At 42.7% G+C, this 13,540-nt stretch carries 11 protein-coding genes; 7 read left to right on the forward strand and 4 right to left on the reverse strand.

Annotated features, from left to right (window positions below):
• Position 1: 1 nt before the first annotated feature.
• Together AX660_RS06780 and AX660_RS06785 are read right to left on the reverse strand one after the other, a co-directional pair.
• A complete protein-coding gene (locus AX660_RS06780) occupies positions 2–1,399 on the reverse strand; it encodes an alpha/beta hydrolase family protein (protein ID WP_157884308.1) in 1,398 nt (465 codons plus the stop codon).
• Positions 1,400–1,676: 277 nt separating this feature from the next.
• A complete protein-coding gene (locus AX660_RS06785) occupies positions 1,677–3,473 on the reverse strand; it encodes a DEAD/DEAH box helicase (protein ID WP_068374333.1) in 1,797 nt (598 codons plus the stop codon).
• 421 nt (positions 3,474–3,894) lie between these two features.
• Here AX660_RS06785 and prsT point away from each other — a divergent pair, with 421 nt between their 5' ends.
• Complete coding sequence (gene prsT, locus AX660_RS06790) at positions 3,895–6,660, forward strand: XrtA/PEP-CTERM system TPR-repeat protein PrsT (protein ID WP_068374336.1); 2,766 nt, start codon at positions 3,895–3,897, stop codon at positions 6,658–6,660.
• Positions 6,661–6,703: 43 nt separating this feature from the next.
• Here the strand turns inward: prsT and AX660_RS06795 are convergent, their stop codons facing one another.
• Positions 6,704–7,519 carry an ion transporter gene (locus tag AX660_RS06795; RefSeq protein WP_068374338.1) on the reverse strand — a complete coding sequence of 272 codons (816 nt, stop codon included), beginning with the start codon at positions 7,517–7,519 and terminating at the stop codon, positions 6,704–6,706.
• A 172-nt stretch (positions 7,520–7,691) separates the two neighbouring features.
• Between AX660_RS06795 and AX660_RS06800 the strand changes: the two genes are divergently transcribed.
• Both AX660_RS06800 and AX660_RS06805 read left to right on the forward strand, forming a co-directional pair.
• Positions 7,692–8,843: an iron-containing alcohol dehydrogenase gene (locus tag AX660_RS06800; protein ID WP_068374341.1), complete on the forward strand. Its 1,152-nt coding sequence runs from the start codon at positions 7,692–7,694 to the stop codon at positions 8,841–8,843.
• Between the two features lie 182 nt (positions 8,844–9,025).
• Entirely contained in the window at positions 9,026–9,460 is a 435-nt protein-coding gene (locus AX660_RS06805) for an acyl-CoA thioesterase (RefSeq protein ID WP_068374344.1), read from the forward strand.
• Between the two features lie 42 nt (positions 9,461–9,502).
• On the opposite strand, the gene tolC is transcribed toward AX660_RS06805, so the two are convergent.
• Positions 9,503–10,822, reverse strand: a complete 1,320-nt coding sequence (gene tolC, locus AX660_RS06810) for an outer membrane channel protein TolC (protein ID WP_068374347.1) — start codon at positions 10,820–10,822, stop codon at positions 9,503–9,505.
• A gap of 247 nt (positions 10,823–11,069) precedes the next feature.
• Between tolC and nudF the strand changes: the two genes are divergently transcribed.
• The 4 genes from nudF to AX660_RS06830 are packed head-to-tail and all read left to right on the forward strand — an operon-like array spanning position 11,070 to position 13,502.
• A complete protein-coding gene (gene nudF / locus AX660_RS06815; RefSeq protein WP_068374350.1) occupies positions 11,070–11,702 on the forward strand; it encodes an ADP-ribose diphosphatase in 633 nt (210 codons plus the stop codon).
• The gene (locus AX660_RS06820) at positions 11,695–12,129 is read left to right on the forward strand and encodes a DUF1249 domain-containing protein (protein WP_068374353.1); all 435 of its coding nucleotides are present in this window, start codon (positions 11,695–11,697) and stop codon (positions 12,127–12,129) included. Before nudF ends, AX660_RS06820 begins: the two co-directional genes overlap by 8 nt.
• A 34-nt stretch (positions 12,130–12,163) precedes the next feature.
• Positions 12,164–12,916 (forward strand): metallophosphoesterase, encoded by a 753-nt coding sequence (locus AX660_RS06825; protein ID WP_082768761.1) that lies wholly within the window; start codon positions 12,164–12,166, stop codon positions 12,914–12,916.
• Positions 12,917–12,923: 7 nt separating this feature from the next.
• Complete coding sequence (locus AX660_RS06830; RefSeq protein ID WP_068374356.1) at positions 12,924–13,502, forward strand: YqiA/YcfP family alpha/beta fold hydrolase; 579 nt, start codon at positions 12,924–12,926, stop codon at positions 13,500–13,502.
• Positions 13,503–13,540: the final 38 nt, after the last annotated feature.

A 13,540-nucleotide genomic window follows, 5' to 3' on the forward strand; every position in this document is an offset into this window, starting at 1 on the left:
GTTAAAATCTCGCGGCTAGCCAGTCGCTAATGTGAGCAAGCGCGGCTGGATTAAGGGTTTCGCTAATTTGTGCATATTCAGCCGGATGACCCGTTGGCGCCTGCTGAAACAAATGATTTAACTCAGGTAATGATAAAACAGTCACATCCTGATTGGCAGTGTTAGCCATGATTTGTTTGATACCAGTCAAATTGTCTTTGCTGGCAACTTGCATATCTCGTTCACCATTTAAAGCTAACAGCGGCATGTTTAATTTGATTAGGACAGCTTGTGGTTGATAAGCCATTAGTGAATGAGCCCAATCACTGCTTAGCATAGTAGCAAGGGTATTAATCATCTGCTCGTTAGCATTTGGTACTGCTGCAAACAAAGTCTTTATTTGCTCAAAATTGGCCCCTTGTGCAGATAAAGTGGCGGCCTTTAAGTGTAATTGATAAATCATGTCGCCGTCCTGCATGCCAGATGCTAAGCCAATATCTCGTTGTTGGGTGGCCCATAATTGATTGCCCGGCACACCTAAGCCTGCCAGCATAATGACAAAAGCAACTTTAGGTTGGCGCGCGGCAAATAGGGGGCCGGTGACACCACCTTCACTGTGTCCGATTAAACCAATTTTGCTCGGATTGATGTCTTCACGGCTAAGTAAATATTCATACGCGGCTTGAACGTCAGTGGCAAAATCTTCAATAGTTGCACCGCTAAAATTGCCTGCTGATTGGCCAGTACCACGATCATCACTACGCAGCACAGCAAACCCACGCCGCGTCAAAGTGTCGGCTAATAATTTAAAGGGCTTGTGATTGGCCAGCGTTTCATCTCGATCCTGCGGGCCGGAACCGGTGATAAGTATTGCTGCACTAAAAGGGCCTTTGCCTTGGGGTAGAGTCAAGGTGCCAGCAAAATTAAAACCTGCTGATGGATGGGGATACCGCACTTGTTGTTCAATATAAGGATAGGGTGGAAGTGGTTCTTGGGGGCGTTGTTGGCTTGCTGTAATCGCCTCTTGCTGCGCAGTGCTCATTGGTGTTAATACCAGTGGAAATTGCTGCCCTGCTTGATAAAAAGTGCCTTGCAGTTGTTGTTCTTTTAGGTTTGCAACGTAACGGGCACTGATGGCTGCAAATTCGACAGTAAGTTCAGTATCCTTAGTGCTAACCTGACTGGCTGGTATGCCCATGGCGCCTTGATCTGGGCTATCTAGAGTGGCGCTTAGCTTACCATCCTGTTCTTGCAGATTCAGGATCAGGGTTAGTTGCATGCCCGCAGCAACCTCTAATTTTCCTTGCCATTTTTGCTGCCAAGGTGATTGTGCATTACTGTCAGTGATCCACAAAATCAAAAGCAATATGACTAAAAATCCATGACTATAACGTTGTTTACAAAAGGGTAAATTGAACATGATGTCTCTCCTGTTGGTTGTTATACCTTTCATCCTTGAAACTACTCGTTTGTTGGCTGCACTCAATCTAATTACCTAATAAGACTAAGCTCATGGGGCTGAGTTCTTGTGCAGCCGCCGTGCAATTCCAATGATTTGGGGTGTGTACAGATTAACTATGAAAAAACCAATACAGGAAACTTTATGACAAACGTTAAAATAGGCGGATGAGTGGTAGTAAAGCGGAAAATTTCGAAAAAAAAGGAGCCAAGAGGCTCCCCGAATGGAAAGGTAAATCTTACTCTTTAAAACTAGGTTTTGCACGTGATTTGGGTGGCGTATCAGACCACTCACGCATACCTAAAGCTCGGCCGGCAACACGGGTTTTTTGTAATACATCCTGCGTGGCTTTTGGCATATTATTAGGTAAATCCACTGTGCTGAAATTGTCATAAATTTCAATCGCACCAATGTTTTTACTACTGATATTTGCTTCGTTGGCTATCGCACCTACGATATTGCCAGGCTTAGCACCATGAGTATGGCCCACTTCGATGCGATAACGTTTCATGCCTTCGCTGGGTGGCGCAGATTTGCGTTCACGTTTAGGACGGTCGCCGCCACGTTCAGCTCTATCACCACGCTCAGGACGATCACCACGGGAAGGTCTGTCACCACGTGCGGGTCTGTCACCAAAATCACGACCACCGTCACGGCTCGGACGGTCTCCACGTTCACCACGAGGAGCACGTTCTTCAAGATTAGGGCGATCAGATTCTTTAAGGATTAATGGTTCATCGCCTTGAGCTATCTTCGCTAAGGCAGCCATCACAACTTCTGGTGATGCATCAGCTTCTTTCATAATTGATTCAACAATGGGGATCATGGTTTCGATGCTGGCATCGTTCATGGCTTCCATTACGCTGGTTTTGAAACGAGTCAAACGTGTTTCATTCAATTGTGAAATAGACGGAATCGGCATGGCTTCGATAGATTGGTTAGTGGCCTTTTCAATCGAAAACAGCATGCGTTTTTCACGGTGTGAAATAAACAATATTGCATCACCTTGACGACCAGCACGACCGGTACGGCCGATACGGTGTACATAGGATTCGGTATCATAAGGAATGTCATAGTTGATAACGTGGCTAACGCGTTCAACGTCTAAACCACGCGCCACTACGTCAGTTGCGACTAAAATATCGATGTTACCTTTTTTCAGGCGGTCAACTGTACGTTCACGGGCGTTTTGCGGAATATCGCCATTGAGTGGTTCTACGTCATAACCTCGGGCAGATAATTTTTCTGCAAGTTCAAGTGTGGCAGTTTTAGTACGCACAAAAATGATTACGCCGTCAAAATCTTCAACTTCGAGGATACGTGTTAAGGCTTCTAATTTATGGTGGCCTGCGACTTGGCAATAACGCTGGGTAATTTGCGCAGCAGTAGTCACGTTAGAGGCAATTTTGACGTGTTTTGGATCTTTCAGATAACGCTGAGTGATCTTGCGGATTGCGTCTGGCATGGTGGCAGAAAACAACGCAGTTTGGCGCTCTTTAGGTGCATGGCTCAAAATCCATTCAACGTCATCAATAAAGCCCATACGCAACATTTCGTCGGCTTCATCGAGTACTAAAAACTTAAGTTGATCAAGTTTTAAAGTGCCTTTGTTGATGTGGTCAATAACTCGGCCTGGTGTACCTACAACAACCTGTACACCACGTTTTAACTGGCGAATTTGGTTTTCGTATGACGAACCGCCGTAAACGGGCAATACGCGAATTTTGCGGCTGAAGCTGGCATAAACCTGAAAGGCTTCAGCTACCTGAATAGCTAATTCACGAGTCGGAGCCAGTACTAACAACTGAGTATAATCAGCATCAGGATCGATATTGGCCAACATAGGTAAGGCGAATGCTGCAGTTTTTCCGGTTCCGGTTTGCGCTGTGCCTAGTATGTCATGTCCTTGAAGAATAAGAGGAATGGCTTCTGCTTGGATTGGAGAAGGTTTTTCATAACCTACTTTTTCCAAAGCCTTCAGGATTTCTTCAGGTAAGTTTAAGTCTTTAAATGTTAAATCAGATGTGGTGGTCATCAATAGTCCCAGGGTACTAGCAGGCACAGCATAATTTGAATCGGTAAAACAATTTTTTTAGGCGAAGCCGGCTCGGTTTCAAAGGCTGAATTATATTCGATAACCTTAATTTACTCCACGTAATGCTTTGTTTAATTGTCATTTTTTTGTACTTTTACAAAATATATACGCTGAAATTACACTTTATTGTCAATCTTGTTGCAAAAATGTCATTGAATTGAATTGCTTAATTAACATACAGCCAATTTGTGGTATCTGGATGAAATTTCAGCTGCAGTTTAAAACAAGGTATTTACCCAAACGGAAAGTGGATATATTGTTAAATTCTTACGATAAAAGTCTGTAATTGCGACACAACTGTAAGTATCGTAGTGTCAGCAACTTGCTTATCTCCTACGCGACTCACTTAAGGATTGAGAAAATGAATAAAACAATGCCAACTTTGATTAAGTTGGGACTATTTAGTCTTGGTATCTCACTTTTATCTGCCTGTGGCCCTAAAACAGCCGATGAATATATCGCCCAAGCTGCACAGTTTATGAGCGAAGATAATAACCCGGCCGCTATTGTAGCATTGAAAAATGCTGTGCAGGCTGACCCTAAGTCGGCCTCTGCCCGTTTCGAATTAGGTAAAGCCTATTTGCAAACCAAGCAGTATGAAAGTGCCGAAAAAGAACTTAACCGTGCATTTGAATATGGCTATGGTCCGGCCAAAGTATTGCCTCTATTAACTCAGGCTTATAAACAAACCGGAGCCTATTCGGCTTTGAGTAAAATCGAACATAAACAAGAGGGCTTAACCTCTGTTGAGCGCGCTGAAATTGGTTATTTTAAAGTCTTGTCTTTAGTCAGATTGGAAAAAGCTGATGAAGCTCGGCTGTTAATCGAAGAACTTGCTGCCCTTGATACTAATTCAATCTACAAAGGTTTAACTGCAGCCTATGTCTATGTATTAGATAAAGATTTTGATGCTGCTTTAGCCGCTATTTCTGAGTTACGTAAACAAGCACCACAAGATGCTGAAGTATTAAAACTGCTAGCACAACTGCATTTGGCTTTGAACAATCCACAAGCGGCGGCAGAGGTATTTAAAGAATATGTGCAATTTTATCCAGCAGACAATCAGATAAGTTTTGTATTAGCTAAGTTATTGGTCGATTTGGGGCATCCTGAAGAAGCCGAACCCTTAGTGGATAAATTACTCCCGATCAACCCCAAAAACCCTTTGTTAAATCAGCTTAAAGCCGTTGCAAGAGCGTCGCAAAAGGATTTCACTAAGGCTTTACAATACGCGGAAACAGCCATTACCAATGGCGCGAATGATCCTGCTTTACGTTTAATAGCTGGTTACGCGGCCTACCAAATTGCTGATTATAACGGTGCTAATCGACATTTTTCCTTTGTCGCGAGTTTGTTGCCCGATAGTCATCCTGCCTTAAAATTACTGGCAGCCAGTCAGTTACAGTTAGGTTTGACCAATGAAGCAGGGGATGTGCTGGAACGTATCGATGAATTGAGCGCGGGAGATGCGCCATTATTGTCTAAAGCCAGTTACCAGCTATTAAAAGAGGGTTACGAAAAAGATGCCCGTCATTTGGTCGAGAAGTCTTCTGATATCAGTGTTACAGCCGAAGATTTGACTCGTCTGGGTTTATTACAATTGTCGCTAAATAATCTCGAAGGCATTGTTAATTTAGAGGAGGCAGTCGAAAAATCACCTGATTTAGTCAGTGCGCAAACGACTTTAGCAACAGCGTATTTAGCGACAGGTCAGTTAGATAAAGCTTTAGAACTCGCTACTCGTTGGAAAACCAGTCACCCTAAGGAAATAAAAGCCTATATGCTCAAAGGTGAGACTCACCTTAAGCGCAAAGAATATGCAGAGGCCCAGAGCGAATTTGAGCAAGCCGCAAACTTAGATAATAAGGCACCAGAGCCGCCGATGGCTTTGATAAAACTGGATATATTGCAGCAAAAAATTGAGCCCGCTAGTGAAAAAATGCAGCAACTGCTAACTAATCACGCTAGTTATTTACCGGCCCTTGCTACCAATTATTTATTGCAAAAGAAACAAGGCCAAGTTGCGCAGGCAATCGACAAAGTAAAATCTGTACACAGTAAACAGCCTGACAATTTAGATTTACGTTTACTGTTAGCGCGGATTTACTTGGCTGAGACAAATTATCAAGAAGCCATTAATATCTTAGATAGCGTAAAAGATGTGACTAACATGCCTGCTAGCTACTGGAAAATCAAAGGTCAGAGCTTGATTAATAGTAACCAACGTAGTGCTGCAGAAAAACATTACGAAGCTTGGTTACAGGTCTATCCCAATGATAAAGATGCCACTCTAGGGCGTTTATTGTTACTTGACAGTGAAAACAAATTTGCCGACGGCATTAAGTTATCAAAAAGCTATTTAGAAAATCGTGATGATCTGCAAATGCAATTGTTACTAACGCATTTTTTGATTATGAACGGCGATATCGTGCTAGCAAAAAAAGCATACGAAAACTTGCCAGCAGAAAGTTTAAAACTGCCTTTGGTTAAAGGTTTTCAGGCTCGTTTACAGTTACTGGATAAAAAGCCTGCCGAGGCTCTCGAAAACGCCAAGATAGCTTATCAGGCATCCCCTAATTATCGAAACTCAGTATTGTTGGTAGCCATTTTTGAGCAATTAAAACAAGCCGAACAAGCGGTGGCGTTTTTAAAACAGCATCTTGCTAATTATCCAGATGATATTCCCTCAAGAATGTTATTAGCTGAGCGTCAGATTGGTGATGATACTGACAATGCCATGCTCTCCTATGAATATGCGATCAAGAAAAATCCGCAGAACTATATTGCGTTTAATAACTTAGCTTATCTGAATTTACAAAATGGCCAGTTAAAAAAGGCCAAAGAATACGCTGATAAAGCGGTTGCGTTAAAACCAAACGATCCCGCCACCGTGGATACAATGGCGCAAATATTGGTAGCAGAAAAAGAGTATGACAAGGCCATCAAACTTTATGACCGTGTTGTGGACGACAAAATGCAAATAGAAGAAGTTTACCTAAACTATGTCGAGGCATTGTTGTTAGCCAAACAAGATTTTTTAGCAAACCGTAAGTTAGAACAACGACAACTCAACGATCCTGAATCGATTAAACGCATTGCTGCGCTTAAAGCACGATTCCAATTTTAATAGTAGCTAGAGCCTTGGTAATGAATTGCCAAGGCCTTTTTATCTAATCTGCTTTAGCTATCTTCAATTGCTGAAGCTGTTTTTGTAATTCACTAATTTGTTGTGATATTTGTTTGAGTGAGGGTTCGCCTTCTTCTGCACTTGCTTCGGCTTTGACTTTGGCATTTTCTTCTTCCATCACGTTTACCACTATGCCGATCACCATATTTAAAAATGCAAAGGTGGTAAAAAAGATAAAGGTCAAATAAAACAGCCAGCTAAAGGGATAGACCTCCATGGTTTCGTACATCACATCGGTCCAATCTTCGAAGGTCATGACCCTGAATAAAGTCAGTAGAGATATAGTGATATCACCCCATAATGTTGGGTTGATCGTTTCAAACAAGGTGCTACCAATTGCCGCGTAAATATAAAAGATGATAAACATCAGCAACATTACATAGCCCAGTTGTGGCATGGCTTTAACCAACGAAACTAACAAAATCCGTAATTCTGGGATGATGGAAATCATCCGTAGTACTCGGAAAACTCTGACTAACCTAGCGATTAAAGCTAACTCGGTATCATCTGCAGGGATCATGCTGATCACCACAATCAAAGTATCAAAAACATTCCAGAAACTTTTGAAAAAATCCCGTTTACGTGGTTCAGCAACAAATCGGATACCGATTTCGGTCAAAAAGAAAATAGTGATAAACCAATCCAAAAAGTGCGCGATTTGCAGCATAGTGGAGGACATTTCATAGGTTTTTGCGCCAACTAATAAGGCAGAAAATATAATCACTGATACAACGAATATTTCGAAAAGTTTGTTGCTGCGAATACGTACAAATTGGTCTTTGAGCTTGGCTGCTTGCATGGGTATAACAGATTAATAAAATGGCTCGCTAGGTTAGTGATTTAGCAGAAACTGTCAATCCTCAGCCAAGGCTATTTTTATATATCAATATTTATGATACCGCAGAATCTTTGGCTCGCTGGGTGAGTACGTTATAGTGTTTTAAGCTAATTATCAGGGCTTGGGATGATTTATGGCACAACAGTTTAGCTTTCAAACGGTGGGTGATATCCGCTGCGGCGCTTATTGTAGTCAGCAACTTGGCGAAATACTAAAACAAAAGTTTAGCGTGACGCAGGTGCTGATCATTACCGACAGTATATTGCTCAAACTGGGGAAACTGGATGATGCTATATCATCCCTTAACGCTACTGGTATCAAAGTTAATGTTTTCGGCGAAGTCAAAGCTGATCCGCCCGAAGCAGTAATGTTAAAAGCGACTGAACAAGCCTTGGAAGCTGATGTGATTATAGGTTTTGGTGGTGGCAGTTCAATGGATACTGCCAAGTTAGTGGCGGTACTGGCTATGGAACAGCAGGCTTTGCCAGCGATGTATGGTGTCGATAATATTCGTTCCAAGCGCAAGCCCTTAGTACAAATCCCTACCACGGCAGGAACTGGCTCTGAGGTCACGCCTATAGCAGTGGTGACTACCGGTGAATTTACTAAGTCGGGTGTCGTGTCTCCGGTGCTCTATGCTGATTTGGTAATGCTGGATGCCACCTTGTTACTTGGCATGCCCGCCAGTATCACCGCTGAAACCGGAATTGATGCCATGGTGCATGCTATTGAGGCTTATACCAGTAAGCTTAAAAAGAATCCTCTATCGGATAATCTTGCCAGACAGGCTTTACAATTGCTGAGCAAGGCTTTACCACTAGCTTACATCAATGGTAATGACCCCAGTTATCGTCAGGATACTATGTTGGGTGCGATGTTAGCTGGGCAGGCTTTTGCGAATGCACCGGTGGCCGGTGTGCATGCTTTAGCCTATCCCCTTGGTGGTATTTATCATCTGGCGCACGGCTTAACTAATGCCTTGATGTTGCCCCATATACTCAGGTTTAACTTAAGCGCTGCCGTAAATGACTATGCTGAGTTGGCTAGTTTATTACTAACTGACTTACCGGCTGATACTTTGTCTCGAGCGGAATGTTTTATCACTAAAATGCAAAGCTTGGCACTCGAGGTCGGCTTAGATAAAAAACTCAGGGACTACGGGGTTAAGCAAGATGACTTACCATTGCTCGCCACAGAGGCTATGAAACAAACCCGCTTATTACAAAATAACCCCAAGCCGATAAGTTATGAAGATGCACTGAGCTTATATCAAAGTGCCTGGTAGAAATGTATCCCCTTCATCCGTGAAACTGCACGTTTGTTGGCTGCTCTCACTCAACCTCACTCTATTCGGCGACCGCGTTACACTGAGTACGGCTAAGCACATGGAGCTGAGTTCCTTTACCGCCGTCGCGCAATCCCAATGATAAGGGGGATAGACCTACTGGATAACCAAACGGATAAGCTATGAACACTGAAATTTGCAACAAAAGTGACTACCCATATTTCGAAACTCTGCCAACACGCTGGGCGGATAACGACATGTATGGCCATGTTAATAACGTGGTGTACTACGCCTATTGTGATACTGTGGTGAATCGTTTATTAATTAATAAAGGCTGGCTTAATCCTTTAGAAGATAAGGTAATTGCCGTGGTGGCTGAAACTCAGTGCCGCTTTTTTGCCTCGGTGGCTTATCCACAGATTTTGGAAATAGGTCTATTGGTGGAGCGAGTAGGTAATAGTTCGGTGACTTATCGTTTAGGGGTATTTAAGCAAGACAGTGTTGAGCCTGCGGCACAAGGGCGTTTTGTACATGTGTATGTGGATAGTCAAACGCGTCAGCCAGTGGCTATTCCTGCGGCAGTGCGTCAGGGGTTGTTGGCATTGACAGCTGTATAGTAAAAAGGCAGCCGTAGCTGCCTTTAGATCTAATACTTTTGCTTATTTAACTTGAGCAGTTAAACCCATATCAATGTCTTTAACATCTTGTTCTGACAAAGTACCTGCGGCTAATTTCAGGTTCATCATGCTAGTCACGTAACCGTATCTAACCCGTGATAAATTACGGCGGGCATCAAACAAGTTACGGGTACTGTTAAGTACATCGACTATGGTACGAGTACCTACATCAAAGCCTGCTTCAGTGGCTTTTAAAGCACTTTCGGCTGATACCACGGCTTGCTCAAAAGCTTTAATACGAGAAATCGCGGCTTTTACGTCGTTGTAGTTTGAACGTACGCTACGGATCACTGAGCGATGAATTCTTTCGCGCTCTTCACTGTTAGCAATAAAACTGTATTTAGCTGAGTCAACGTTAGCCGTGGTACGGCCACCACTATATAGAGGTATGGATACCGACAAACCTATGCCATAAGTATTGTAACGATCATCTGAGGATGAAAGACCGTCCTCAGTTATCACCGGCGTATTACCGTTATCTGACGAGTTCGCATTTGCCGTTAAACTTACCGTTGGATAATGACCTGCTCTGGCGCTTTTAATATCAAACTTGGCAATGTCTACACTGGTATTAGAAGCTAATAATTGTAAATTTCGCTCTTCAGCCAATTTTAACCAATCATTGATATCATTTGGGCTAGGCATGCTGGCCGAAAAAGTTTGCGTGTTTAGTACATTAAGCTGTTGATAATACGCACCGGTAATTTCACGTAGTGCTTCTAGATTAGTTTCAACGGCATTTTCTGCGCTTATTTCAGCAGCCACTGACGTATCGTATTGAGCTTGGGCTTCATGTACGTCGGTAATGGCAGTCAAACCTACTTCAAAACGTTGTTTGGTTTGCTCTAACTGACGTTCGATGGCGCGTTTTTCTGCTTGGGCAAACTCCAAATCATCCTGAGCTTGTAAAGTGTTGAAATAACTACTTACTGCTCTCACAATCAAGTTTTGCATGGCGCTGGCGTAGTTTGTATCGGCACGACTAGCAACAAGTTCTGCTCGATCAAGGGCTATCCAATTGGAATGGTCGTAAATACTTTGGCTTAAATTTATTCTAGCGCTGTTACTCGAGCCGTCACTGTCACCGTAGGTTTTGCTGGCTGATAATGCTAACGATACTTGGGGTAACAAACTTGCACGGCTTTTATCGATATCAATGAAAGCCGCTTCTTTAGTCGCTTTAGACTGTAAGGTGGCTGGATCGTTTTGTAATGCTTGCTGGTAAACATCAAACAATGAATCAGCGTAAGCTGATGAGGTTATGCTTATCCCTATCAGTAGCGACAAAAGTGTTTTTTTCATTAGTTTTCCTATGGTAGTTCCTGATCCGATCTTAGCTGAACAGACGCTTTAGCCGAATATGCGATTATTTGTGTAAAGTGTAAGCAAATCAAGCGATAAGCGAAAACGCTTAGTGGTAACACTTAAGGTTCAAGTGTAACAGAATATTTTGTAATAAGACCACTCGTACGGTTAGCCGAATTTAAACGATTATATGCTAGGATAATGACTCAAGTATTTTAAAAAACCAGCTGTTAAAGGAACTGTTTTGTCGAAGATCCAACAATTTTCTGCGCAAGATGTAGAAATCATTAAAAAAGACTCTCTTTATAATGGTTTTTTCAAGATGGTTAAATATGCTTTCAGGTATCGTCTGTTTCAAGGTGGCTGGAGCGAGGTGATTGAGCGGGAAATTTTTGAGCGTGGCCATGCCGTAGCGGTATTACTCTATGATCCAGCATTAGCCGAGTTTGTCTTGATTGAACAGATACGTATAGGTGCTTTAGCCACCTCGAATTCACCCTGGTTAGTTGAGATCGTCGCGGGCATTATTGATCCCGGTGAAGCGCCAGCAGAAGTGTGTAAACGTGAAGCCTTAGAAGAAGCTGGTGTTGAGATAAGCCATTTACGTAAAGCACTAAGTTATTTAGCAAGTCCTGGCGGCACTACCGAAAGATTACATATTTATGTGGCTAAAGTAGATGCGCGCAAAGCCCAAGGTGTACATGGCTTAGATTACGAAAGTGAAGATATTTTGGTACATAGAGTAGCAGAGCAGCAAGCGATGGTTTGGCTCGAAAATGGTGTAGTTGAAAATGCGGCAACCTTAATCGCCTTACAATGGTTTGCCCTAAACAAACAACAGGTATTACAAGAGTGGGAACAACAAGACAATGAATAAAACGCGGTATGTGCCTAAGTTAGCCAACATGCACAAGGTGTGTGAGCATAACTACGCGCGTTTATTATCCTTGTTACCCGATTGTGATACCGAGTCGCTCGAATATCATTTTACAGTGAATGCTTCGCTGAGTTATCAAATGAAAATTATCGATAGTAGTCGCTATACCAGTACGGTTGAAATGTCACAACGATGCATGGAAGGCCCTGACTTTTTAAAACCAGTGGTGGTGGTGCGACTTTATCATGATGCCCAAATGGCCGAGGTCTTGAGCTCGCAACATATTGCCGCACTCAAACCAAGCTACGAATACCCCAACAATAAAATGTATCAACGTAATGAAAAAGAGTTGGTTAACTTATTTCTTGGCGAATGGTTAGTGTTTTGTTTGAAACACAGTGATCAATTGCAATCAACTAGTGTTTGATTCGCCAATGCCAAGCAAAGGTTAAAGTTTAGTTGTGATACAGCTTGCACAAATCTCTGACTGCCACCTGTTTGCGGATATGCAACAAAGCGCTTATGGGCACATCAATCCTTATCAAAGTCTCGGCAAAGTATTAGTTGAATTGGTCCAGCATAAACTTGATTTATTGCTTGTCACCGGTGATTTAAGTGCCGATGGCAGTGCCCAAAGTTACCAGCATTTTAAACAGCTTGTCGATGCGAGTGGTATCACGTGCCCCTATGTGATTTTGCCGGGTAATCATGATGATATCGCCAATTTACAGCAGCAGTTTGAGCTTGAACAATTATGGCTAAACTATCCATGTGAGTCTCCGTTGACGCTGGCGAATTGGCAGTTCCATTTGCTCAATACCAAAACGACTACCAGCAATGGTGCTTTGTCGATACAAACTTTAGTAAAGCTAGAGCGGGCTTTGGCTAACGCTTCTGATCACTTTCATGTGATCGCGGCTCATCATCATCCCCTGCCATGTAATGGGTGGATGGATAAACATCACTGGCATAACGCCATTGATTTTGTTGCCACCCTAAGCCGTTATCCAGCAGTTAAAGCCATGGTTCATGGACACATCCATCATGCTAGCGAGCAACAAATTGACAACTGCAATTATATGGCCTGCCCCAGTACTTGTTGGCAATGGGCAATGCAGGCACAATTTGATATAAGCTCACAAGTAGCGGGTTATCGTTTGTTACAACTGACTACTAACGGACAAGTCGCAACACAAATCTTCAGGGTGGAATAAAGCCAATATGGAAAAAGTTGTTATATATCTACATGGATTTTTAAGCTCTCCACAATCGTTAAAAGCCCAACAGACTTTGGCATTTGTTAATACTCACTATCCTAATTTAACTCTAGAAATACCAAATCTAGCTAACTATCCCGCCGAGGCTCACACCATTATCGAAACAGTCATTAAAGAGCATGCAGATAAACAGTGTTGTTTTATCGGCAGTTCAATGGGCGGTTATTTCTCGACTTATATGCAGCAAAAGTTTGGTGGCAAGGCGGTATTGATCAATCCAGCGGTGAAACCCTATGAATTACTAGTGGACTATTTAGGTGAACATGTTAACCCCTACACCCAGCAGCACTTTACGCTGCAACACAGTCATATTGACGAGTTGATTGGCTTAGATGTGCCTCTGGTTAAATGCTGTGAAAATATTTGGGTACTATTACAAACTGGCGATGAAACCTTGGATTATCGCCAGGCTGAATATAAGTATCAGGGGGCAAAAATGACCATAGAGCAGGGCGGCGATCACAGTTTTCAAGATTTTGAGCGATTCTTGCCAGAAATTTTTAGGTTTCTACTGCAAGACTAAATGAAGCTTGGTATAACATGAACTAGACCGACAACCGC

The organism is Paraglaciecola hydrolytica, from assembly GCF_001565895.1.
In the GTDB taxonomy this organism is placed as follows: Bacteria; Pseudomonadota; Gammaproteobacteria; order Enterobacterales; family Alteromonadaceae; genus Paraglaciecola; species Paraglaciecola hydrolytica.

Excerpts from the sequence above, each read along its gene's own strand:
- AX660_RS06780 (WP_157884308.1), bottom strand. The coding sequence starts at position 1,399 with ATGTTCAATTTACCCTTTTGTAAACAACGTTATAGTCATGGATTTTTA.
- AX660_RS06785 (WP_068374333.1), bottom strand. The coding sequence starts at position 3,473 with ATGACCACCACATCTGATTTAACATTTAAAGACTTAAACTTACCTGAA.
- prsT (WP_068374336.1), top strand. The coding sequence starts at position 3,895 with ATGAATAAAACAATGCCAACTTTGATTAAGTTGGGACTATTTAGTCTT.
- AX660_RS06795 (WP_068374338.1), bottom strand. The coding sequence starts at position 7,519 with ATGCAAGCAGCCAAGCTCAAAGACCAATTTGTACGTATTCGCAGCAAC.
- AX660_RS06800 (WP_068374341.1), top strand. The coding sequence starts at position 7,692 with ATGGCACAACAGTTTAGCTTTCAAACGGTGGGTGATATCCGCTGCGGC.
- AX660_RS06805 (WP_068374344.1), top strand. The coding sequence starts at position 9,026 with ATGAACACTGAAATTTGCAACAAAAGTGACTACCCATATTTCGAAACT.
- tolC (WP_068374347.1), bottom strand. The coding sequence starts at position 10,822 with ATGAAAAAAACACTTTTGTCGCTACTGATAGGGATAAGCATAACCTCA.
- AX660_RS06820 (WP_068374353.1), top strand. The coding sequence starts at position 11,695 with ATGAATAAAACGCGGTATGTGCCTAAGTTAGCCAACATGCACAAGGTG.
- AX660_RS06830 (WP_068374356.1), top strand. The coding sequence starts at position 12,924 with ATGGAAAAAGTTGTTATATATCTACATGGATTTTTAAGCTCTCCACAA.